Below are 19,680 nucleotides of genomic sequence, written 5' to 3' on the forward strand. Positions count from 1 at the left end.
GCGAGCCGCTAGGCGAGCCCGTATCGAAACCCCGTCATACACAAACAAATTCGTGGTTGGGCCTGCTTCGGCCCGCACAACCACAACTTTCGAAAGAGAGCAACACATGAAGCACAGCAAGAGCTACCGCTCAGCAGCGGAGCAGATCGACAAGGACGCGCTCTACGCACCGCTCGACGCGGTTCGTCTGGCCAAGTCCGGCGCGAAGACGAAGTACGACTCGACCGTCGAGGTGGCCTTCCGCCTCGGTGTCGACCCGCGTAAGGCGGACCAGATGGTGCGCGGCACCGTCAACCTGCCGCACGGCACCGGTAAGACCGCCCGCGTGCTGGTCTTCGCCAACGGTGACAAGGCTGCTGCAGCCGAGGCCGCGGGTGCGGACTTCGTCGGCTCGGACGACCTGCTGGCCAAGGTCGCCGGCGGCTGGACCGACTTCGACGCCGTTGTCGCCACCCCGGACCTCATGGGCAAGGTCGGTCGTCTCGGTAAGGTCCTGGGTCCGCGTGGCCTGATGCCGAACCCGAAGACCGGCACCGTGACGATGGACGTCGCCAAGGCTGTCACTGACATCAAGGGCGGCAAGATCGAGTTCCGCGTAGACAAGCACTCCAACCTGCACTTCATCATCGGCAAGGTCTCCTTCGACGAGAAGGCCCTGGTCGAGAACTACGGTGCGGCGCTTGACGAGATCCTGCGTCTGAAGCCGTCGGCCTCCAAGGGTCGCTACATCTCCAAGGCGACGATGTCGACCACGATGGGCCCGGGCATCCCGCTCGACGCTTCCATCACGCGCAACCTGCTGGGCGAGGACGTCGACGCCTGATCGTCGTCCTTCGCACGCCTGAAGCGGCCGTCGTCCCTCACGGGGCGACGGCCGCTTTCGTATGGCGGATCACCTTGCGCCGCGTGCGTATTCAGCGATTCCCTGATCTCCTCGGATGTGCTGAGGCCTATGATCACGCCATGAAAATGTGGGGGATGAAATCGGCAGTTGTCTTCGCGAGCGCAGCAAGCCTGGTGGCGTTGCCGCTGGCCGGGTGTAGCACCAGCACCAGCGCCGTCTCGAACACCACGGCGTCGAAGGTTCCGGCCACGGCCGCGTCGTCGAGCAGCACCGATGCGAGCAGCCCGTCCAGCGTGCCGTCAACGTCACCGTCGACTCGGGTGACGGCAACGGCCATGCCGGCGATCCGGCTGGCCGCGAAGGTCGGCGACAGCGTGTCAGGCACCCAACTCGAGAAGCAGACGCAGCAGGCCGTGCGCGGAAAGTCCGCGCACATCACCCATACCGCGGGTGCCCAGGCGACCCAGGTCGCGGCGGGTGTCGTCTCGTACGGCACGGACGGCAAGGCAGCGACGAAGCTGACCGAGCAGATTGCCGGCGAGAAGGTCAATCTCGTGTATGTCGGTGGGGTGCTCTACCTCAACGTTCCGTCGCAACAGTCCGGCTGGTTGGCGATCCGGCCGGACGGCACCGACTCGCTGTCCAAGCAATTCGCGCCGCTGCTCGCGACCATGAGCCAGAGCATGAACGGGCAGACCGTCGGTCTGACCGGAGTCACCTGGAAGGTCACCTCGGTGACCACTTCCGCGGTGACCTACCGGACGCACCTGACGGCGGCAATGGTGGCGGACGAGTCGGCCCGACTCGGTCTCGGCAAGCTCGTCAACTCATCCCCGAAGGATGAGGACATCGTCGAAGTCATCTCCACCAGCGGGCTGCCGCAAAGCACGGAGGTGCTGGCCGGCGGCACCAGCACCTCGCAGATGCACTACACCGACTGGGGTCCGGCCATCACAATCACAGCGCCGGCGAACTCCACGCCGGCCTGACCCTGCCGAGACCGAAGCACCCACTCCCACTTATGCCGAGTGACGGCTCTCTCGGCGAAGAAGCCGTCACTCGGCATGGGTGCGGTGCTCAGAAGTAGTCGCGGACGTGGGTGGGGACGTTGAACAGTGAGTCCCACACCGGGTCCGTGTCCGTCGGGCCGTTGAGCATGCCACCGGCGCGCAACCCGGCGCAGCGCTGTGCTCCGCCATACAGGGCGGCGATGCCGCGAGCGTGGAACGTCGGGCCAACGCCGGAATCGGTTCGGCTGCAATGCAATTCGCCGCTCGCGGCTTTCAAGACGTACTGCCCGTCGACGCCGTCGGCGAAACCGCCGGTGACCTTGAACGGAAGCTGCGCAGTGAGTCCTGGCACACCACGACGAGCAGCGAGCGCGGCAGGTATGTCGAGCAGCGCCAACATGTAGCGGTGTTCCTTCGCCGGAGGCGCGGGCTCGGCGGGCAGTGCGGTGAGTGACTCGTCGCCAGAGGGGAGTTCGACGTTGACACGACTACTGACGGAGTCGAACGTCCCGAGGAAGCGCCACATCGCTCGGCTGGCGTCGGGCGTGAGGCCGATGAGGTCCTCGACCTCGATGACCGATGTCTCTGGGTCGTAACCGGTCCCGCGCGTCCAACGCACGCTGCCGACGAGCTTTCCGGACTGGTCGATGGCCAGCGTCACCGCAGCAGGCGAACCGAGGTAGTCGGCGGAAAGGATCGGCGCCGACGGGCGGATGCGGGTGAGCGGTCCCAAGCGCTCGGCGGCCCAGGCGGCATACAGCAGACGGATCGCGTCGAGGTCTGCGGCTGAGGCGCGCCGCAGTGAAATGCGTTCCGGTGCTTTGATTTTGGCCAGAGCGGACATCGGGATCTCGCGTTGCTCGAGGCTGCCGACGACCTCGTAGCCGAAGCGCCGGTAGATGCCCGCGGCGGTCGGGAAGAGAATGCTGATCGGCTGGCCGACTCGCCGTGCCCGATCGAATCCGGCGCGGAAGAGCGGTGACAGCAGCCCACGACCGCGAGCCTCGGGAGCCACTGCGACGCCTTCCACCCCGAACATAGCCAATGTCCGGCTGCCCGGAAGAGGGATCTCGTCGTCGCGCGCTCGGATCTTGGCGGTGAGTTCGTCGCCGACGAAGGCGCCGAGGACCGCACCGCCCACCGGTGGCAGCGAGCTCGGTTGCCCATCCGGGGCGTAGCCGAACGCTTCGGCGCCGAGCCGATGATTGGCCTCGCGGTCGGCATCGGTCAGTTCACGGATGAGTGGCTCCACGGGACGACCCTATGGGCAGGCACCCCCTTCGCGAGTGACGGCTCTCTCGCCGAGTGACGGCCGGATCGGACCGTCACTCGGCGAAGAAGCCGTCACTCGGCATGGGTGCGGTCAGGTGGGATGAGGTGGGTCAGGTGGATGTGGGCAGTGGGCGGGACCGGCGGTGCGGGTCCGGCACGGGCACGGCAGCCAGCAGCGACCGGGTGTAGGGGTCCTTCGGGTCGGCATAGATCTGCTCGACCGGACCGGACTCGACCAGCCGTCCGTTCTGCATGACGGCGACACGGTCGGCGATGCCGCGCACGACCGCCAGGTCATGTGACACGACAAGCAGCGCCAGCCCTCGCTCGTCGCGCAGGTCGCCGAGCAGATTGAGGATCTGCGCGCGGATCGACACGTCGAGCGCCGACACCGGTTCGTCGGCGATGATCATCCGCGGTTGCGTGGCGAGGGCTCGTGCGATGCCGATCCGCTGTCGTTGCCCACCGGAGAACTGGTGTGGGTAGCGGTCCAGGTGCTCCGGTTCGAGACCCACCGACGTGATGAGGTCGATCAGTGTCTTCTGGTCGCGCGGCAGGCCGTGGTTGCGTAGCGGTCCGGAGACGATGCGCGCGACGGTCTGCCGCGGATTGAGGGAGGTGTAGGGGTCCTGGAAGACCACGCTCAGCTCGCGGCGCAGCGTGCGCAACCCGCGGCCGCGGACTCGGGTCACGTCATTGCCGTCGAAGATGATGCGTCCGGACGTCACGTCCGTCAGCCGCAGCGCGAGGCGCGACAAGGTGGACTTGCCCGACCCTGATTCACCGACGAGCGCGACCGTTTCACCAGGGGCGACCTCCAGCGAAACGTCTTGCACCGCATGTGTTTCCGCGGCTGGCCGAAAGGCCGAGCGGCCCCGGAACGTTTTGCTGACGTTCGCCAGGCTGAGCAGCGGCTCAGTCATGGGGCAACTCCTTCTCCGCGGTGTAGTGGCACGCCGCGCGATGCCCTGATGTGCCCGGACGGGTCTCCAGCGACGGCCGCTCGGTGCGGCATGTCTCGCCCACTTCGGCAGCGAACGCGCAGCGGGGATGGAAGGGGCAGCCGGCGGGCAGGTTGGTGCCCGACGCGGGCAGACCGGGTATGGCGGCAAGCCTGCCCGGGGACTCCAGGTTCGGCGTCGCCCTGAGCAGGGCGCGTGTGTAGGGATGTGCGGGACGATCGAAAATGTCCAGCACGCTTCCGGATTCGACGATCCGGCCGCCATACATGACGGCGATCTGGTCTGCTGTCTCGGCGACAACGCCGAGGTCGTGGGTGATGAGGACCAGCGCCATACCCAGGTCGTCGGTGAGCCCGGTGAGCAGGTCGAGTACCTGTCGTTGCACTGTCACGTCGAGAGCCGTGGTCGGTTCGTCCGCGATCAGGATTGCCGGCTCGTTCACGATGGCCATCGCGATCATCGCGCGCTGCCGCATGCCGCCGCTGAACTCGTGCGGGTAATCGTGGACCCGCCGCTCGGGTTCGCGAATGCCGACCCGGCCGAGGACCTCGACAGCGCGTTCGCGGGCTGTCGATCGATCGACGTCATGGTGCATCCGGTATGCGTCACCGATCTGCCGCCCGATGGTCCGGTAAGGATTCAGGGCAGCCAGCGCATCCTGGAACACCATCGCAATGCTGCTGCCCCGCAACGGAACTCGCTGCTTCTCGGGCATCGCGTTGAGATCGGTTCCGTTGATCAGGACGCTGCCGTCGACCGTGGCGGAGTCGGGTAGCAGACCGATCGAGGCGAGCGCCGTCGCGGACTTGCCCGAGCCGGACTCGCCGACGATCGCGAGCACTTGGCCGGGGTATGCGTCGAGCGAGACGCCGTTGACGGCGGGTACGGGTCCGGAGCTGCCCCGAAAGGTGACCCGCAAATCGCGCAGGCTCAATGCTGGCTCAGCGTCCGGCCGGAGGCCGGCAATCGGCGTCTTCGGCTCAGCCACGACGCACCCGCGGATCGATCGAACCCTGCACGACGTCAACGATCAGGTTGCCGATGATGATCAGCGCGGCGCCGAAAAGCGCTGTGCCCACGACGATCCCGAGATCGTGCGACGAGACACCGCCGATCAACAGGTCGCCGATACCGTGCATGCTGAAGACGCGCTCGGTGAAGATCGAGCCGCTGAGCAACATCGCCAGGTCGAGTCCGAAGAGGGTGGTGATCGGCACCCACACCCCGCGTCGTGCGGCGCGGCGGACGGTCCGCTTCGGTGCACCTGTCGCTCGTTGGGCGAGCAGATGGTCGGAGCCGAGCTCGTCGAGCATCTGGTTGCGTGCGAACCGCGCGTAGCCGGCGGCGTTGATCAACCCGATGACGCACCACGGCAGGACCAGGTGCCACGCCCAGTCAACCGGACTCTGGGTCAACGGAACGTAGCCGGACACCGGGACGACGTTGAATTGGAATCCGAAGAGCAGGATTCCCAACAGCCCCAACAGGTATGCCGGGGTCGCGACCAGGAACAACGATCCGCCCCGGACCAGCGCGTCCGGCCAGCGGCCGCGGAAGATCGCGGCGAGCGGGCCGAGCGTCATACCGACGAGCAGGGAGACAGCCGCACCGCCGAGGGCGATCGACGCGGTGACCGGCAGGCGTGACCAGATCAGGTTGGTGACCGACTGACGTTGGTCGAAGGAGAAACCGAAACATGGCGCGGCGCAGTGTGCGGCTTCGGCGCCGGTGCCATAGGTCCGACCGACGAACAGCCCCTTGAGGAAGTCCAGCCACTGCACGAAGGCGTTGTCGTCGGTGCCCATGAACTGCTTCACCTGGGTGAGTCGTTCCGGTTGGCAAGGCTTTCCGCACATTACGCGCGCGGGGTCGGACGGCCCGCTGTAGAAGAGCATGAAGACGCAGAAGGAGATCGCGAGCAGCACCAGCAGCGAGACCAGCAGCCGCCGAGCGACGTAGGAGGTCATCGGGCGTTCTCCTCGGTGCGGACGTCGAACGCATCGCGCAGCGCGTCCCCGAGCAGGGTGGCGCCCAGCACGATGAGCAGCAACACGATCGACGGGAAGATCAGGTAGCCGGCATCGGCACCGGTGTAGGTCCAGGTGATCGACGAGCCGATGAGGACACCGAGGTCCGGGGTGTCGGCTCCGATGCCGACGCCCAGGAAGCTCAGGCCCGCAGACACCGCCACCGTCGCGGGGAAGCTGAGGGCCACGACAACGGCAAGCGTGCCGACGAGGTTGGGCAGCAGTTCCCCGCCGAAGACTCGGCGCAACGGAGTCCCGGAAGCCTTTGCGGCGTCAATGAATTCACGCGCTGCCAACTGCTTGGTCTGTGTGTGGATCAGTCGGGCCGTGCCCACCCAGCCGAACGCTGCGAGTACGACGGCGAGCACGACCGGCTTCGGGATGTCGGCCGGCACGATCAACTGCAACGCGATCAGGAAGAGCAACGTGGGAAAGCCGAACATGAAGTCGACGAACCTGCCGAGGACAGCCTCGAACCAGCCGCCGAGATAGCCCATCGCCATACCGACGGCAGCGCCGATGACCACCGAGACGATCGTGGCTGCCAGTGCGATCAGGATCGTAGTGCGCAGTCCGTAGACGACCAGCGCGAACAGGTCCCGGCCGGTGCCCGGCTCGACACCGAACCAGTGGCTCCCGCTCACCCCGCCGAAGCTGCCGTAGGGATTGCCGCCGTTGTTGCCATCGACCAGGTCACCATTGAAGTCGCTCGGATTCTGCCCCTCCAGAGCGGTCAGCAGCGGAGCGCAGAAACCGGCGAGGAGCACCGCCAGCAGAGCGGCCGCCCCGAGCCGGCCACCGCCGGACCGCATGGTCCGGCGGATGGCGACTGCTATCGGCGAGCGGCTGCGCGCAACCGCCGTCGTCACTTCTTCAGACCCTGGACCAACACGTTCGGGTACGTGGGGAAGGTCGGGATGTAGGTGCCGGTGACGTTGCTGCCGTTGAGGTAGGCCTGGTGCGAGTAGTAGAGCGGCACGACCGGCGCCTGCTGCAGGATCTGCTTGTCGAGCGCTGCCCAGGCCGCGTCGGCCTTGGCCGGGTCGGTGATGGCAGTCGCCTTGTCGATCGCTGCATCGACCGCCGGGTCCTTGAACTTGGACAGGTTGTAGTTGCCGCCGCCGACCTGGTTGGACGCGAAGACCGGCTGCAGCTGGGCGTATGCGCCGGGGTAGTCGGCCTGCCAGCCAGAGATGGCCAGGTCGAAGTTGTTGCTCTGCGAGACCGTCGCGGACCAGGTGTCGCTGTCCTGCGGCGTGGTCTTGACGTTGATGCCGATCTTCTTCAGGTCAGCCTTGACCGACGCCGCCTGCTTGGCCAGCTCAGGGGTGGTCGAGTCGTAGACAAGGTTCAGTGTCGGCACCTTGACGTTGCCCAGCAGTTGCTTCGCCTTGGCGACGTCACCGGTGTCGGGAGCCTGGTAGAGGTCGTATTTGTGGTAGCCCTGGACGCCCGGCGGGATCAGCGTGGTGGCGATCGAGCCGGCATACGTGGGGCCACCGGCGATGGTCTGCAGTGACTTCTTGTTGATCGCATACTCGAGGGCCTTGCGGACGTTGAGGTCCTTCAGGCCCGGCCGGCTGGTGTTGAGCACGAGGAACTCGGCGGCGCCGGACGGCGAGACGGTCGTGCGTGCCTTGACTGACGGGTCGGCATTGATCTTCGGCACAATCGCGGCGGTCACGCCCACGCCGGCGCCGTTCTTGTCATCGCCCTGGTCGTCCACCATCCGCTGGGCCAGCGTGTCGGGGTCCAGGCCCATCTCGTAGACGATGCTCTCCGGCGCTGCACTGCGCACGGTGTCAGAACTCTTCTGCCAGTTGGGGTTTCGCTTCAGGGTGACCGTCGAACCCACCGTGTATGACGCGACCTGGTACGGGCCGGAGGAGGGCGGAGTGTGGTCGTACTTCGGGATGCCCATCCCTGCCGTCGCGGGTATCGGAGCGAACGCCGGCATCGACGCGACCCAGCCCCAGTCGGCGAACGGGCGCACCAGGTGGAAGACGATCGTGGTCTTGTCGGGAGTCTGGATGGAGTCGAGCTGCTTGCCCTTGGCCGGCCCCTGGTATTTCTCGCCGCCGACGAGCAGCGCCTTGTGGTAGCTCAGGCCGCCCTGCAGCTGCGGGTCGAAGCTGCGCTCGATGCCGAACTTGATGTCCTGCGCGGTGATCGTGCTGCCATCGGCATACTTCTGACCGGCCTTCAGCTTGAACGTCCACGTCTTGCCGCCGTCGGATGCCGTGCCGGTCGTGGTCGCAAGGTCAGGGACCAGTTTCGTGTCTCCGGTCGGGGAGGTCTGCCAGGACGTGAGCCCGCGCACGATCAGGTGGATCGAGCTGGTGCCGAGGTTCTGGCTCTTGGCCGGATCGAAGTGGATCTCCTTGCTCGAGGAGTATTCGTAGAGCGTGCCGCCCTTCTTCGCCGCGGCGGTGGCACCGTGACCGCCGCTCGCGGAGCCGGTCGACGAGGCGCCGTGGGAGTTGGCGTTGCAGGAGGCCAGCACGAGGCTTCCTGCGAGAGCGGTTGCAGCAATGAGAGACGCGCGACGACGAGACATGTCGACCTTTCAAAAAGAACCAGGGGAGTTATCGACATACTAAGCGAGTGTTATGGAACACATTCGCACCGGGCTGCGCGCCGCAGAGACTCACGCGAGCGCGGCGCGCGTGAACTCTTTTGAGATTAGTGGGGATTCGAGCTCAGGTGGCGTATGACGTCCGACCGATCGGGTGGACGCATAGGGCCGGCGCCCTGTTAGACACGGCCCTCGGTCACCCCGGTTCGCCGGTCACCAGGCCGGCGTGCGCTGCCCTGCCGGTAGCGATCTGCAGGTTGTCCGGCTTCCTTCGCAGATTGTCCAGGGCGCGGTGGCAGGTGGCACGGACCGCGCCCTCCCGCTTGCCGAGGATGCCGGCGACCTCCGGGACCGAAAGGTCCTCCAGGTAGCGCAGCACGATCACGACGCGTTGGCTCGGAGGGAGCAGGAGCACCTCAGCGAGCAGGTCGTGACGCTGCACGAACTGCGCTGTGGGATCGGCGGATTCGACGCGCCGGTCAACCATCTCGGTGGACACGACCTCTGTTGACCACCGACGGCGCTTGCCGGACAGGAACGTGTTGACGATCGTCCGGTGCGCGTAGCGGGTCGGTGACGCCGTGGCTGCGACCTTGCCCCAATGGACCAGCAGCTTGGCCAAACTGTCCTGCAACAGATCCTCGGCGTCGTGCTGGTTGCCCGTCAGGGAAATCGCGATCCGGCGCAACCGGTCATATTCGCGGTCGACGAATTGCTCGAACTCGTCGTCCGTTCCCCTGGCCCGTGTCATGGCAGCAGCCCGGCGGTCCTGAGGTTGCCGACCATGTCGGTCACGGCCTGCTCTGCGGACGCCGCCGATTGCGAATCCGCGGAGACGATGTACTCGCCGACGACCTGGTAGGCCACGTAGTCCTGCGGTCCCACCCCGGTCGCGAAGGTGTAGACGCCGTGATCTCCGGTCACGCCGGTCACGCCGGACCATGCGACGTTCGCACGGGTCAACGTCGGCCTGATCCAATACATCCCACCTTGCTTGCGCTGCGCCTTGGCGATCGCGGACTGCGCGAACGTAGGTGTGCGGAACCGCACGATCGTGGACATGACCGACTTGAACCGCGGATCGGTATCAGCGTGGGAGTTCGCGGCCATATCGGTCACGCCCGACACGGTCCCGTATGCCGCCCTGATCTGAGCGTTCGTCGGTCCGTTCAAGCTCTGGTCGGCTCCGATCAGACCCGTCACCGGGACGGCATTCTCGTAGCCGTCAGCCAAGGACGTGGGCCAGGTCTTCTTGTAGTCGTACGAGTAGGCCCCGCGATAGGTCAAGCCGGCCGGGAGCTGGCTGCCGTGCGGCAACAACTTGCCGGACAGCCCGGCGAGTGGCTTGTCCGTGGCTTCCGTGGGCATCGGTTCCTGCGTTGTGGTGGGCACCGGCTGCAATACGGCCGGCGGGGGCTCGCGGTGTGGCTGGCCGTGGCCGGCCGAAGTGTGGTCTTCTGGCCCGCCGACGCCAGGTTGGATCCTGCGATTGCAGCGGTCCCCATTACGAGCGTGGCGGCGAGGGCGCCGGCGCACACGCCCGCCGTACGGCGACGACGTAGCTTGACCGCCGTATGGCGGGAGCGGGCGAGCACGTCGCCGCGGTTGCCGTCCCCATCCGGCAACTGCCCATAGGCCTGGCGCAGCTGCTCCTCCAGATCGATGCTCATGGTGGTCCTCCCGTGGTGGTGAATCCTGCTACCACCAAGACGCGCCGAGGGGTTGGTCTTGTTATGCGCGAAGCGCCGATTTGCTCGCCGGTCGCCTGGAACCGTACTCTTGGCCCACCGAAGACCGCCGGTTGTTCAGGTGCCCAGCATCTGACCGAAGGTTCCGCCGTACGAGCGGGCGACCAGCGCAGGTGAACCAGGCAGCACGATCACGCCATACATCTCGTATGGCGACCGATCACTTGTGAGCCCCGGGCATCTGCGCCGGGGCTCTTTTTCGTATGTCGGACTCCGCGCGGTGGACCTTCGGAAGACCCGCGACGGACATCCACCAATGGGTGACCATCGGGACGAACATCCACCAATGAAGGAGGTCCGCATGGCCAAGTCCGACAAGTCGGCAGCCATCGCCGAGCTCACGGACAAGTTCCGTGACTCGGGTGCGGCCGTGCTGACGGAGTACCGCGGCTTGTCCGTGGCTCAGCTCACCGAGCTGCGCAGCTCCATCCGTGAGCACGCGACCTACACCGTGGTGAAGAACACGCTGACCAAGCGCGCCGCCGAGGCGGCTGGTGTGACGGCATTCGACGGGGACCTGCAGGGTCCCTCGGCGATCGCCTTCATCACCGGCGACCCGGTTCAGGTTGCCAAGGGTCTGAGTGACTTCGCCAAGGCGAACCCTCTGCTGGTGATCAAGGGCGGCGTGCTGGACGGCAAGGCCCTGTCATCGGAAGAGATCACCAAGCTCGCGAGCCTCGAGTCTCGCGAGACCCTGCTCGCCAAGCTGGCCGGCGCCATGAACGCGTCGCTCAGCCAGGCGGTCTACCTCTTCGCCGCGCCGCTGTCGCAGACCGCTCGGGTCGTCGACGCACTGCGGGCCAAGGTCGAGACCGAGGGCCCGGTTGCCACCGACGCCCCCGCCGAGACCCCGGCAGCCGAAGAGATTGCCGAGGCTCCGGCCGAGGCTGCCACTGACGTCGCCGAGGGTGGCGACGAGAGCTGATCGCCATACGGCGCATCAAGCTCGAATCTTTTAGAAGACAACGCCACTCACGGCATACGACCCCCGGTCGTAGAAACAACGAAAGGTTGCCAAACATGGCAAAGCTCAGCACCACAGAGCTCCTTGACCAGTTCAAGGAGATGACCCTGATCGAGCTCAGCGAGTTCGTCAAGGAGTTCGAGGACACCTTCAACGTCACCGCTGCTGCTCCGGTCGCCGTTGCCGCTGCCGGTGGTGCCGCTGGCGGCGCCGCCGAGGCTGCCGAGGAGAAGACCGAGTTCGACGTCATCCTCACCGCTGCCGGCGACAAGAAGATCCAGGTCATCAAGGAGGTCCGCGCGCTGACCTCCCTCGGCCTGAAGGAAGCCAAGGACCTCGTGGACGGCGCCCCCAAGCCCGTCCTGGAGAACGTCGACAAGGCTGCCGCCGACAAGGCCAAGGAGCAGCTCGAGGGCGCCGGCGCGTCCGTCGAGGTCAAGTGAGCTGACGCTCAACTGCACTCCTGAAGGAGCCCCGATCCATTGCGGATCGGGGCTCCTTTGAAGTTGGCGCAGCGTCATACTCGATAGCCGGTGACGAGGAGAAATCCCCAGTCCATCGTGAAGCCGCCATCGGTGGCGGTGTTTGCGCGCTCGGCCACCTCCGTCACTGCCGAGTTGAGGGCCTGGATGCGGTCGGGCTCATCCGCGTGCAGCCGGTAGGTCGACACGGAGGGTCCGTAGTAGTGGTGGAAGTAGTCGCAGAAGGCGGCTGCGTCGGAGAAGAACGACACCGGGAGCACGTGGCGCTGCGCGGTGACCTGCTCCAAGACACCGTCGAACAGTTCGCGCACATGCTGCTCGTCTCCCCACAGTGGCGGTGGGGCAGCACCCGGCGGTGGTGGCGGCATGAAGTCCCGCATGGCCGCGAAGAGCTGGCCGATGGTGCCGTCGGGAGTCCAGGACAGCACTCCGATCCGGCCACCGGGCCGGCATACCCGCGCCATCTCGCCGGCTGCCTGCTGGTGGTGCGGCGCGAACATCACTCCGATGCACGACATGACGATGTGGAAGGACCCATCGGCGTAAGGAAGCGCCTCGGCATCGGCGACATCCCACGTCACCCGGGCGTCAGGCGCGCCGGCCCGTCCGGCGTCGAGCAGCTCGGGTGTGAGATCGGATGCGGTGACATCGGCACCCGTCAGGGCAGCAGGCACACTCGCGTTCCCGGTTCCGGCGGCGACATCGAGCACGCGATCTCCCGGTCCGATCCCTAGGGCCGTGACCAGCTCGCGGCCGAGCGGGGCGACTAGTTCGCGGGCGATGCGCGGATAGTTCCCGCTCGCCCACATCGTGCGGTGTCGCTGCTTCAGCACGGCGTCGGCAGACGTGTGGGCAGATGAGGTGACGGACATGGCTCCTCCTTCGGACGGCAGCGGCCGAGACATCGGTCGAAACTGCGTTCCAGCATTCGCGTGCGGACGCGCTGCTCGCCAGTTACGAATCTGTACTGGCTCTCGTCTCCGGTCCGGCGCACCATGGGAGGTAGGGCAACGTGCAGGAGGCGGTGCGGTGACGGCGACATACGGACAGTTCTGCCCGCTGGCAAAGGCCATGGAGATCCTCGACGAACGCTGGACTTTGCTGGTCGTCCGCGAATTGCTGCTCGGCAGTAGGCGTTTCAATGAGATCCGGCGTGGTGTGCCCCGCATGTCCCCGGCGCTGCTGGCGAAGCGCCTGCGCACGCTGGAGCGGCATGGCATCGTCGTGCGCACGGGAGCGGGTTACGGGCTGACCGAGTGCGGTCGCGACCTCCACAGTGTGGTCACCTCGCTCGGCGTGTGGGGGCTGCGGTGGGTCACCGACCTGGGGGCGGAGGATCTCGACCCCCAACTGCTGATGTGGGATATCAAGCGCACGTTGCCGGTCGCCCACTGGCCGGCTGAACCGAGCTGTGTCGCAGTCGTTTTCACCGATCTCGCGCCACGGAACGCTCGGTGGTGGGTGGTCGTCGCACACGGAGTACCGGACTGTTGCGATTACGACCCCGGCGTCGACCCCTGCGCAACGATCATCGGACCGTTACCAGTGCTGACCGCCATATGGCGTGGTGACCGCACCTGGCGCGAGGCAATCGGCGCCCACGATCTGCAGATCGATGCCGTCGCGGAGGTCCGTGGCGCCATACCCGAATGGTTCGGGCAGTCGATGCTTGCGGATGCCCTGGCAGCGACGACGGTGTCGAATCGGCTTTCCAATTGACGGACACGGCGATGCCGTCGGTGGCGGGTGCGACACGTCCGTAGACGTCACCTGCTCTACACCGACTGTTTGTCGGACGATCACCGCTGACATCTGTTGCCGTGTCACCCTCTGCGAGCAGATGCTGCATCCAACAAAGGGGACCGGTTCAGATGTCCGCTCCGTCGATCGTGGCGATCGTGCCGTGTTTCAACGAAGAGGCCGCCGTTGCGAAGGTCGTTACCGATCTGCGCGCCGCGGTCCCGGAGATGGAGGTGTACGTCTATGACAACAACTCCACCGATCGGACCGCCGAGGTCGCCCGCGAGGCAGGCGCGATCGTGCGGACCGAGAGCCGCAAGGGCAAGGGCAATGTCGTACGCCGGGCCTTCTCCGATCTCGACGCCGACATCTACCTGCTGATCGACGGGGACGACACGTATGAGGCCGCGGCGGCGCCGCAGTTGATCGACGCGTTGATCGCCGGCCCCCTGGACCACGTGCTCGGCACCCGGGTCGACAACAACGAGGTCAGCGCCTACCGCCCCGGTCATGAGCTCGGCAACAAGGCGTTCAACCGCCTGGTCGGCTCGCTCTTCGGTGAGCCGATCACCGACATGCTGTCGGGCTACCGCGTGTTCTCCCGCCGATTCGTCAAGTCGTTCCCTGCGCTCTCGCGGGAGTTCGAGATCGAGACGGAGCTGAGCGTGCACTCGATGAATCTGCGGGTGCCGCAGGCCGAAGTGCCGGTCGGATTCAAGGACCGACCGGAAGGCAGCGAGAGCAAGCTGCGCACCTACCACGACGGGTTCCGCATCTTGAAGCTGATCGGTCGCCTGGTGCAACACGAGCGCCCGCTGCTCCTCTATGGCGTGCTGGCGACGTGCTTCGCGCTCGTCGGACTGGCTCTGGGCATCCCGGTCGTGTGGCATTTCGCCGGGAATGGTGACGTGCCCCGCTTTCCCACGGCGTTCCTTGCCGCATCCGTGATGATCGTCGCAGTGCTGTGTCTGGTCATCGGGTTGATCCTCAACGGCCTGCTCTACGCACGGAAGGAGAGCGCGCGCCTGGCCTACCTGCGACTCGGCCCTCCCGAATGTGCGCAGTGGCAGGCGGGGCGTCATACCGACGACGTCGTGGAGCGAGCGCGCACCCGTGCCCCTGTCGGCTGAACGCGCCCGATTCCTGCGGTATGCCGGGGTCGGTGTCTTCACAACACTGCTGGACCTCACGCTCTTCTCGGTCTTCGCCGTCGTCCTCGGCGTGCCGGCGCTCGCGGCCAACGTGCTGTCCACCTGCATCACGGTGTGCTTCAGCTACCTGGCGAATCGACTCGTCGTGTTCCGGTCGGATGCCGGCGCGACCAAGACGTTCCTGCCCTTCGTCACAGTTACCTTGTTCTCCGGGCTGATCGTGCAGTCGATCGTCATCTGGTGCGTGTTGCACGGCGGCCACGCCGCGCAACCGAGCGTTTCGCATGATCTGCTTGCGCCCGCCGGGAAGGTCGTGGCGATGGCCGTCGGGATGGCGGCGAACTACCTGGGCTACCGCTGGTTGTTCGGCCGTCACGCCGGACCGGGCGGCGTCCGCTGTCATCGGCTTCCTCGCCGGCTACGCGCTCTTTGCTCAGACACGTGGCGCTGCCGGTGAGGCGATCGGCAGCCGTGACCGGCTGCCCTGGTCCGGCCTGTCCGCGCTGCTGTCGATCGCTCAGGCGCTGGTGTTGTTCGTCGGTCTGCCGTGCTGGGCGGCTCGTCGCGTGCCTCAGTCCCGCAGGCTGAAGTCGGCGAAGTCGAAACCGGGGGAGACGATGCACGCGACGAGCGTCGCGCGCTCGGGGTCGGCGGGAGCGGCTGACTGCCATTCATCGGCTGCCACGAGGTGCTGGCCGCCGGGGCCGAGGGTCACACTGTGGGCCTCGACAGGTTGATCGGCGGTGCCGCCGAGCGTGAGCCGGACCGGCCCGCCGCCCTGCCAGATCCACAGCTCCGAGGATCGCACACGGTGCCACGCAGACACCTCCTGCGGCTGCAGCAGGAAGAGGACCGAGGTTGCCAAAGCCCGTGTGCCGTATGCCGTTTCGACCGTCTGCGGATGGCGCCAGGTCTCGCGGAACCACCCGCCCTCCGGATGCGGTTGCAGGCCGAGAGCGCCCGGGTCGGACGGGATCGGGTCGGATGCGTAGGTGCTCACGAAGTCTCCGAATTCGGTTGATGGGCAGTGCTTTTCGTCGCGATGGTACTGCGGTGACGAGGCATGAATCCGAACACGACGTCGTCGCCGGTGTACCGAAGTCTCCCCAGGGTCGGGCAGTGCTCGGGTCAGGCCGTCTCGGACGTACCGATGTCGACACTGGGGAGACTCCCGCACGGAACCGATCCGGGCTCGCTAAGCAAGCGCTTAGCTCCTGGGTTACTGTGAGGTAGCACACTGCCGATCAGGAAGGGCCGCTTCGCCATGCGCCTGCAACTGTCCGACGAGGACGCTGCCTTCCAGCAGCGGATGCGTGACTTCTTCACCACCGAGATCCCGGTCGACCTTCGCGAACGCTGGGCCGCCGGTGGTGAGCCGGACCCCGACGACATGCGCACCTCCCAGCGCTTGCTCAACAAGGCCGGTCTCGCCGTCCCGCACTGGCCGGTCGAGTCCGGCGGCCAGGACTGGACGCAACTGCAACGCCACCTCTACCTGCAGGAGATGCAGGCGGCAAGCGTCCCCCGCCGCTCGCCTTCAACGCCAACATGGTGGGTCCGGTCATCGCGACGTTCGGCTCGCAGGAGCAGAAGGACCGCTTCCTGCCGGCGACCGCGAACCTCGACATCTGGTGGTGCCAGGGATTCTCCGAGCCCGACGCAGGCTCCGACCTGGCCAGCCTGCGCACCCAGGCGGTCCTCGACGGCGACGAATGGGTCGTCAACGGGCAGAAGACCTGGACCACGCTCGGGCAGTATGCCGATTGGATCTTCGCCCTCGTGCGCACCGAGCCCGATGCGCCCAAGAAGCAGATGGGCATCTCGTTCCTGGTCATCGACATGTTGACACCGGGCATCAGCGTCCGGCCGATCCAGCTGATCGACGGCGGCCACGAGGTCAACGAGGTCTTCTTCGACAACGTCCGCGTGCCGGCCGACCAGATCATCGGCGAGCGAGGCAAGGGCTGGACCATCGCCAAGTTCCTCCTCGGCAACGAGCGGGTGGGAGTGGCGCCCGTCGGCACCATCAAGAGGGCGCTCAGCGACGCCAAGAAGCACGCCGGCACGACCAAGTCCGGTCGCGGCACGCTGCTGGACGAGCCGCTGATCGCGCTGCGCTTCGTCGAGTTGGAGACGCAACTCGCGGCACTGGAGCTGACCGTGTTGCGGGTCGCTGCCAACTCGCACGGCGACAAGCCGGAGCCCGCGTCCTCGATCCTGAAGTTGCGCGGTTCGCAGCTGCAGCAGGACGTCTTCGAGTTCAGTGCGGACATCGCCGGCCCGGCGTCCCTGCAGTGGTCGCAGCCGGACGACACCGACCTCGAGGCGTGGACGGCGCTCGCGACGCCGACCTATCTCAACTTCCGCAAGGCGTCGATCTACGGCGGGTCGAACGAAGTGCAGCGCAGCATCATCGCTTCGGGCATCCTCGGACTGAAAGGCTGACCGGACAATGGATTTCACCTTTGACGACGAACAAAAGGCACTGCAGGGCGCGGTCCGCGAGCTGGCGTCGCGGCACGCTCCCGCCGAGGCGCACGGCGATGTCGCAGTCGGTCCCGGGTCGCACGACCCGGCGGTCTGGACCGCGATCGCCGAGATGGGCCTGATCGCGCTGCCGTTCGGCGAGGACGTCGGCGGAGCCGGTGCAACCACCGTCGAGGTCGCGCTCGCCGCGATGGAGCTCGGCAAGGCGCGTGTCGTGACGGCATACGCCGACGCCCTGGCCGCCGCCGGGCTGATCGCTTTCGGCGGCAGCGACGAGCAACGGGCCAAGCTCCTGCCCGACCTGCTCGAGGGCAGCTCGCTGATCGTGCCGGCCTTCGCCGAGCCCGGTCGGGCCTGGTCCCTCGAGGCGTATGACGTCACCGCGTCGGGCACGGACGGCGACGTGACGCTCACCGGCACCAAGGAGCCGGTCCCGTATGCCGACGCCGCCGATCACCTCATCGTGACGGCGCGGGTGGGGGACCGGACGGGTCTCTTCCTGGTCAGTGGCGCGAAGGCGTCGGGCATGCGCGTGCGTTTCGACAACACTCCCGCGGTGGCGCTGGGTGCGATCGACGACGCGGCGCGCGCCATACAGGCCGGGGTGAACCTCGGCATCCTGGCGGTGACTGCAGAAGCTGTGGGCGCCATGGACGCAGCACTGCCGATGACGGTCGAATACCTCAAGACCCGCAAGCAGTTCGGCGTACCGCTCGCGACATTCCAAACCCTCACCCAGCGTGCGGCCGACATGTACGTCTCGCTCGAGCTCGCCCGCAGCACCGTGCTCTACACCGGTATGGCGCTCGCGGCCGATCCGTATGACGCCACCAGCGCCTCCCGCGCCAAGATCGTCGCCGGCCAGTCCGGTCGGCACATCGGCCAGGAAGCGATCCAGCTGCACGGCGGCATCGGTATGACGGCCGAGTATGTCGTCGGGCATCACACGGCGCGCATCACTGCGATCGAGCACACTTTCGGCGACACCCGCTGGCACCTCGCGGCACTGGCGCGAGACGTGGCACAGCACGACCACGTGGAGGTCCTCCGGGGCAGCTGACCCGTACCCAACACAACGCACGCGACCGACAGAAGGGCGCTTGGCCAAGAGCATGTAAACACTTGGTCAAGCGCCCTTCCGGCTTTGGCAAGAGTTATCCGCGCACCCTTGTGCACGCCCTCGGAGGCGGCGAAAGTTGCGGGGCCGCAAGCGTTTTCACGTTTATGGCGGCATACCCCGTTCGATTCGATCTGCAGAAGAAGGCACTACATGCGCAGCCTCATCCGCCTGGCCCTTGCGACCGCCGCCACCGCGGCACTCGCCGGAGCCGGCACAGCTTCCGCGTCGGCCACCACCGTCACCGGCGACGCCGTCAGCCCGCACATCATCGGCGGAACGAGCGGCAGTTCGCCATACATCGTCCAGCTGGTGTTCGGGCAGAGCGGCGGCACCTACGGCTGCACCGGTGAGGCGATCTCCTCCCAGTGGATCCTGACCGCTCAGCACTGCATCGACGGCACGCAGTGGATGGACGTCTACTTCAGCAACTCGGTGACCAGCCCCGGCACACCCGTGGCGGCCGACCAGGTGGCCGGCTCCTCCCACGGCGACGTGGCGCTCGTGCACCTGTCCTCGACCAAGTCGCTGAGCGGTTATGCACCGTTGGCCTCCTCCTACACCCCGGCCGGCGGCACGGGAGTCATCTGGGGCTACGGACTGACCGCGGGCGGCGCTCAGCCCACACACCTGAACAAAGCCACGGTCAACATCGTCGGCTCCAGCACCGACGCGTATGGCGGCAACGCGATCCACGTCAAGGGTTCGGACGGCGCGTCCAACCACGGGGACTCCGGCGGCCCGCTCTTCGTCGGCGGCAAGGTCGTCGGCGTCTGCTCGACCGGCGACGTCGCCGACCCGGGCAGCGACATCCACGCCGGGTCCAACTACGCGAACCTGACGGCCAGCCGCTCCTGGATCAAGTCGGTGACCGGCGTCTGAGCCGATCGGCCCAACACACCCGACGAGCGCTGCCGGACCCGCCATTCTCCCCGGGTCCGGTGGTGCTCGTCGTATGTCGGGGGCGAGGCCGGGACGAGACACCGCCGACCGCGACACGCCATCTGTCCCCGAACCCTTGACCGGCAGCCGCCTGAGGGTGCACCCTCTTCACCATCGGATGTCTAGCTGGGGGCCTGCGAGGTTCGATCGCTACCGCGTGTGGACACGCGGGGCTTTCTCATGTAGTGTGTTGCTTTGCGCTGCCCGTATCCAGCAAACCCACCTTTGACCGTGCTCTGTCCGCGTGCCCGATTTCGTATCGGAAACGTTGAAAACTTGAGCGTCATGCCGCCGTGCTTCACGGTCGGTGTGCGACGGCCGCCGATGGTGCCGCAGGTCGCGGAAGCGCGCTTCGAACC

At 66.7% G+C, this 19,680-nt stretch carries 21 protein-coding genes and 1 pseudogene; 11 read left to right on the top strand and 11 right to left on the bottom strand.

The features are described from left to right. Positions 1–106: 106 nt before the first annotated feature. Complete coding sequence (gene rplA, locus ACFQDH_RS08670) at positions 107–823, top strand: 50S ribosomal protein L1 (RefSeq protein ID WP_382400378.1); 717 nt, start codon at positions 107–109, stop codon at positions 821–823. Positions 824–956: 133 nt separating this feature from the next. Here rplA and ACFQDH_RS08675 read toward each other — a convergent pair whose 3' ends face one another. Beyond that, entirely contained in the window at positions 957–1,229 is a 273-nt protein-coding gene (locus tag ACFQDH_RS08675) for a hypothetical protein (protein WP_382400380.1), read from the bottom strand. Between ACFQDH_RS08675 and ACFQDH_RS08680 the strand changes: the two genes are divergently transcribed. Beyond that, positions 1,219–1,833 carry a hypothetical protein gene (locus ACFQDH_RS08680; RefSeq protein ID WP_382400382.1) on the top strand — a complete coding sequence of 205 codons (615 nt, stop codon included), beginning with the start codon at positions 1,219–1,221 and terminating at the stop codon, positions 1,831–1,833. The genes ACFQDH_RS08675 and ACFQDH_RS08680 overlap by 11 nt on opposite strands. Before the next feature lie 88 nt (positions 1,834–1,921). Here ACFQDH_RS08680 and ACFQDH_RS08685 read toward each other — a convergent pair whose 3' ends face one another. The 8 genes from ACFQDH_RS08685 to ACFQDH_RS08720 all read right to left on the bottom strand — a co-directional run bounded on the left by ACFQDH_RS08685 (position 1,922) and on the right by ACFQDH_RS08720 (position 10,058). Beyond that, the gene (locus ACFQDH_RS08685) at positions 1,922–3,106 is read right to left on the bottom strand and encodes a GNAT family N-acetyltransferase (protein WP_382400384.1); all 1,185 of its coding nucleotides are present in this window, start codon (positions 3,104–3,106) and stop codon (positions 1,922–1,924) included. A 130-nt stretch (positions 3,107–3,236) separates the two neighbouring features. Further along, the gene (locus ACFQDH_RS08690; protein ID WP_382400386.1) at positions 3,237–4,049 is read right to left on the bottom strand and encodes an ATP-binding cassette domain-containing protein; all 813 of its coding nucleotides are present in this window, start codon (positions 4,047–4,049) and stop codon (positions 3,237–3,239) included. After that, positions 4,042–5,076, bottom strand: coding sequence for an ABC transporter ATP-binding protein (locus ACFQDH_RS08695; RefSeq protein WP_382400388.1), 1,035 nt, complete (start codon positions 5,074–5,076; stop codon positions 4,042–4,044). The genes ACFQDH_RS08690 and ACFQDH_RS08695 overlap by 8 nt, the downstream gene beginning before the upstream one ends. Next, positions 5,069–6,055, bottom strand: a complete 987-nt coding sequence (locus ACFQDH_RS08700; RefSeq protein ID WP_382400390.1) for an ABC transporter permease — start codon at positions 6,053–6,055, stop codon at positions 5,069–5,071. Before ACFQDH_RS08700 ends, ACFQDH_RS08695 begins: the two co-directional genes overlap by 8 nt. After that, positions 6,052–6,984, bottom strand: a complete 933-nt coding sequence (locus ACFQDH_RS08705) for an ABC transporter permease (protein WP_382400392.1) — start codon at positions 6,982–6,984, stop codon at positions 6,052–6,054. Before ACFQDH_RS08705 ends, ACFQDH_RS08700 begins: the two co-directional genes overlap by 4 nt. Next, the gene (locus ACFQDH_RS08710; RefSeq protein ID WP_382400394.1) at positions 6,981–8,672 is read right to left on the bottom strand and encodes an ABC transporter substrate-binding protein; all 1,692 of its coding nucleotides are present in this window, start codon (positions 8,670–8,672) and stop codon (positions 6,981–6,983) included. Before ACFQDH_RS08710 ends, ACFQDH_RS08705 begins: the two co-directional genes overlap by 4 nt. A gap of 214 nt (positions 8,673–8,886) precedes the next feature. After that, positions 8,887–9,441, bottom strand: a complete 555-nt coding sequence (locus ACFQDH_RS08715; RefSeq protein WP_382400396.1) for a SigE family RNA polymerase sigma factor — start codon at positions 9,439–9,441, stop codon at positions 8,887–8,889. After that, positions 9,438–10,058 carry a hypothetical protein gene (locus ACFQDH_RS08720; RefSeq protein WP_382400398.1) on the bottom strand — a complete coding sequence of 207 codons (621 nt, stop codon included), beginning with the start codon at positions 10,056–10,058 and terminating at the stop codon, positions 9,438–9,440. The genes ACFQDH_RS08715 and ACFQDH_RS08720 overlap by 4 nt, the downstream gene beginning before the upstream one ends. A gap of 681 nt (positions 10,059–10,739) precedes the next feature. Here ACFQDH_RS08720 and rplJ point away from each other — a divergent pair. Beyond that, the gene (gene rplJ / locus ACFQDH_RS08725; RefSeq protein WP_382400400.1) at positions 10,740–11,363 is read left to right on the top strand and encodes a 50S ribosomal protein L10; all 624 of its coding nucleotides are present in this window, start codon (positions 10,740–10,742) and stop codon (positions 11,361–11,363) included. A 95-nt stretch (positions 11,364–11,458) separates the two neighbouring features. Further along, positions 11,459–11,845, top strand: coding sequence for a 50S ribosomal protein L7/L12 (gene rplL, locus ACFQDH_RS08730; RefSeq protein WP_382400402.1), 387 nt, complete (start codon positions 11,459–11,461; stop codon positions 11,843–11,845). Between the two features lie 74 nt (positions 11,846–11,919). On the opposite strand, the gene ACFQDH_RS08735 is transcribed toward rplL, so the two are convergent. Continuing rightward, positions 11,920–12,756, bottom strand: coding sequence for a class I SAM-dependent methyltransferase (locus tag ACFQDH_RS08735; RefSeq protein ID WP_382400404.1), 837 nt, complete (start codon positions 12,754–12,756; stop codon positions 11,920–11,922). A 157-nt stretch (positions 12,757–12,913) separates the two neighbouring features. Between ACFQDH_RS08735 and ACFQDH_RS08740 the strand changes: the two genes are divergently transcribed. The 3 genes from ACFQDH_RS08740 to ACFQDH_RS08750 all read left to right on the top strand — a co-directional run bounded on the left by ACFQDH_RS08740 (position 12,914) and on the right by ACFQDH_RS08750 (position 15,232). Further along, positions 12,914–13,603 carry a winged helix-turn-helix transcriptional regulator gene (locus tag ACFQDH_RS08740; protein ID WP_382400406.1) on the top strand — a complete coding sequence of 230 codons (690 nt, stop codon included), beginning with the start codon at positions 12,914–12,916 and terminating at the stop codon, positions 13,601–13,603. Positions 13,604–13,755: 152 nt separating this feature from the next. Beyond that, positions 13,756–14,754, top strand: coding sequence for a glycosyltransferase (locus ACFQDH_RS08745; RefSeq protein WP_382400408.1), 999 nt, complete (start codon positions 13,756–13,758; stop codon positions 14,752–14,754). Continuing rightward, positions 14,738–15,232: a GtrA family protein gene (locus ACFQDH_RS08750; RefSeq protein WP_382400410.1), complete on the top strand. Its 495-nt coding sequence runs from the start codon at positions 14,738–14,740 to the stop codon at positions 15,230–15,232. Before ACFQDH_RS08745 ends, ACFQDH_RS08750 begins: the two co-directional genes overlap by 17 nt. 114 nt (positions 15,233–15,346) lie before the next feature. Here the strand turns inward: ACFQDH_RS08750 and ACFQDH_RS08755 are convergent, their stop codons facing one another. After that, positions 15,347–15,775, bottom strand: coding sequence for a cupin domain-containing protein (locus ACFQDH_RS08755; RefSeq protein WP_382400412.1), 429 nt, complete (start codon positions 15,773–15,775; stop codon positions 15,347–15,349). Positions 15,776–16,084: 309 nt separating this feature from the next. On the opposite strand from ACFQDH_RS08755, the pseudogene ACFQDH_RS08760 reads away from it, so the two are divergent. From ACFQDH_RS08760 to ACFQDH_RS08775, 4 genes and pseudogenes are all read left to right on the top strand, one after another. Continuing rightward, positions 16,085–16,240: pseudogene (locus ACFQDH_RS08760) on the top strand (acyl-CoA dehydrogenase family protein); the annotation flags it as partial. A gap of 83 nt (positions 16,241–16,323) precedes the next feature. Further along, positions 16,324–17,220 carry an acyl-CoA dehydrogenase family protein gene (locus tag ACFQDH_RS08765; RefSeq protein WP_382400414.1) on the top strand — a complete coding sequence of 299 codons (897 nt, stop codon included), beginning with the start codon at positions 16,324–16,326 and terminating at the stop codon, positions 17,218–17,220. Positions 17,221–17,227: 7 nt separating this feature from the next. Continuing rightward, positions 17,228–18,322, top strand: a complete 1,095-nt coding sequence (locus ACFQDH_RS08770) for an acyl-CoA dehydrogenase family protein (RefSeq protein ID WP_382400416.1) — start codon at positions 17,228–17,230, stop codon at positions 18,320–18,322. Between the two features lie 210 nt (positions 18,323–18,532). Next, a complete protein-coding gene (locus ACFQDH_RS08775) occupies positions 18,533–19,261 on the top strand; it encodes a S1 family peptidase (protein WP_382400418.1) in 729 nt (242 codons plus the stop codon). Positions 19,262–19,680: the final 419 nt, after the last annotated feature.

The organism is Flexivirga alba (genome assembly GCF_042661025.1).
Taxonomy (GTDB): domain Bacteria; phylum Actinomycetota; class Actinomycetes; order Actinomycetales; family Dermatophilaceae; genus Flexivirga; species Flexivirga alba.

Bases quoted from the DNA above. Each gene is read 5' to 3' on its own strand.
- ACFQDH_RS08735 (WP_382400404.1), bottom strand. From the start codon at position 12,756: ATGTCCGTCACCTCATCTGCCCACACGTCTGCCGACGCCGTGCTGAAG.
- ACFQDH_RS08765 (WP_382400414.1), top strand. From the start codon at position 16,324: ATGGTGGGTCCGGTCATCGCGACGTTCGGCTCGCAGGAGCAGAAGGAC.
- ACFQDH_RS08770 (WP_382400416.1), top strand. From the start codon at position 17,228: ATGGATTTCACCTTTGACGACGAACAAAAGGCACTGCAGGGCGCGGTC.
- ACFQDH_RS08690 (WP_382400386.1), bottom strand. From the start codon at position 4,049: ATGACTGAGCCGCTGCTCAGCCTGGCGAACGTCAGCAAAACGTTCCGG.
- ACFQDH_RS08775 (WP_382400418.1), top strand. From the start codon at position 18,533: ATGCGCAGCCTCATCCGCCTGGCCCTTGCGACCGCCGCCACCGCGGCA.
- ACFQDH_RS08700 (WP_382400390.1), bottom strand. From the start codon at position 6,055: ATGACCTCCTACGTCGCTCGGCGGCTGCTGGTCTCGCTGCTGGTGCTG.
- ACFQDH_RS08715 (WP_382400396.1), bottom strand. From the start codon at position 9,441: ATGACACGGGCCAGGGGAACGGACGACGAGTTCGAGCAATTCGTCGAC.
- rplL (WP_382400402.1), top strand. From the start codon at position 11,459: ATGGCAAAGCTCAGCACCACAGAGCTCCTTGACCAGTTCAAGGAGATG.
- ACFQDH_RS08745 (WP_382400408.1), top strand. From the start codon at position 13,756: ATGTCCGCTCCGTCGATCGTGGCGATCGTGCCGTGTTTCAACGAAGAG.
- rplA (WP_382400378.1), top strand. From the start codon at position 107: ATGAAGCACAGCAAGAGCTACCGCTCAGCAGCGGAGCAGATCGACAAG.
- ACFQDH_RS08720 (WP_382400398.1), bottom strand. From the start codon at position 10,058: ATGCCCACGGAAGCCACGGACAAGCCACTCGCCGGGCTGTCCGGCAAG.
- rplJ (WP_382400400.1), top strand. From the start codon at position 10,740: ATGGCCAAGTCCGACAAGTCGGCAGCCATCGCCGAGCTCACGGACAAG.
- ACFQDH_RS08710 (WP_382400394.1), bottom strand. From the start codon at position 8,672: ATGTCTCGTCGTCGCGCGTCTCTCATTGCTGCAACCGCTCTCGCAGGA.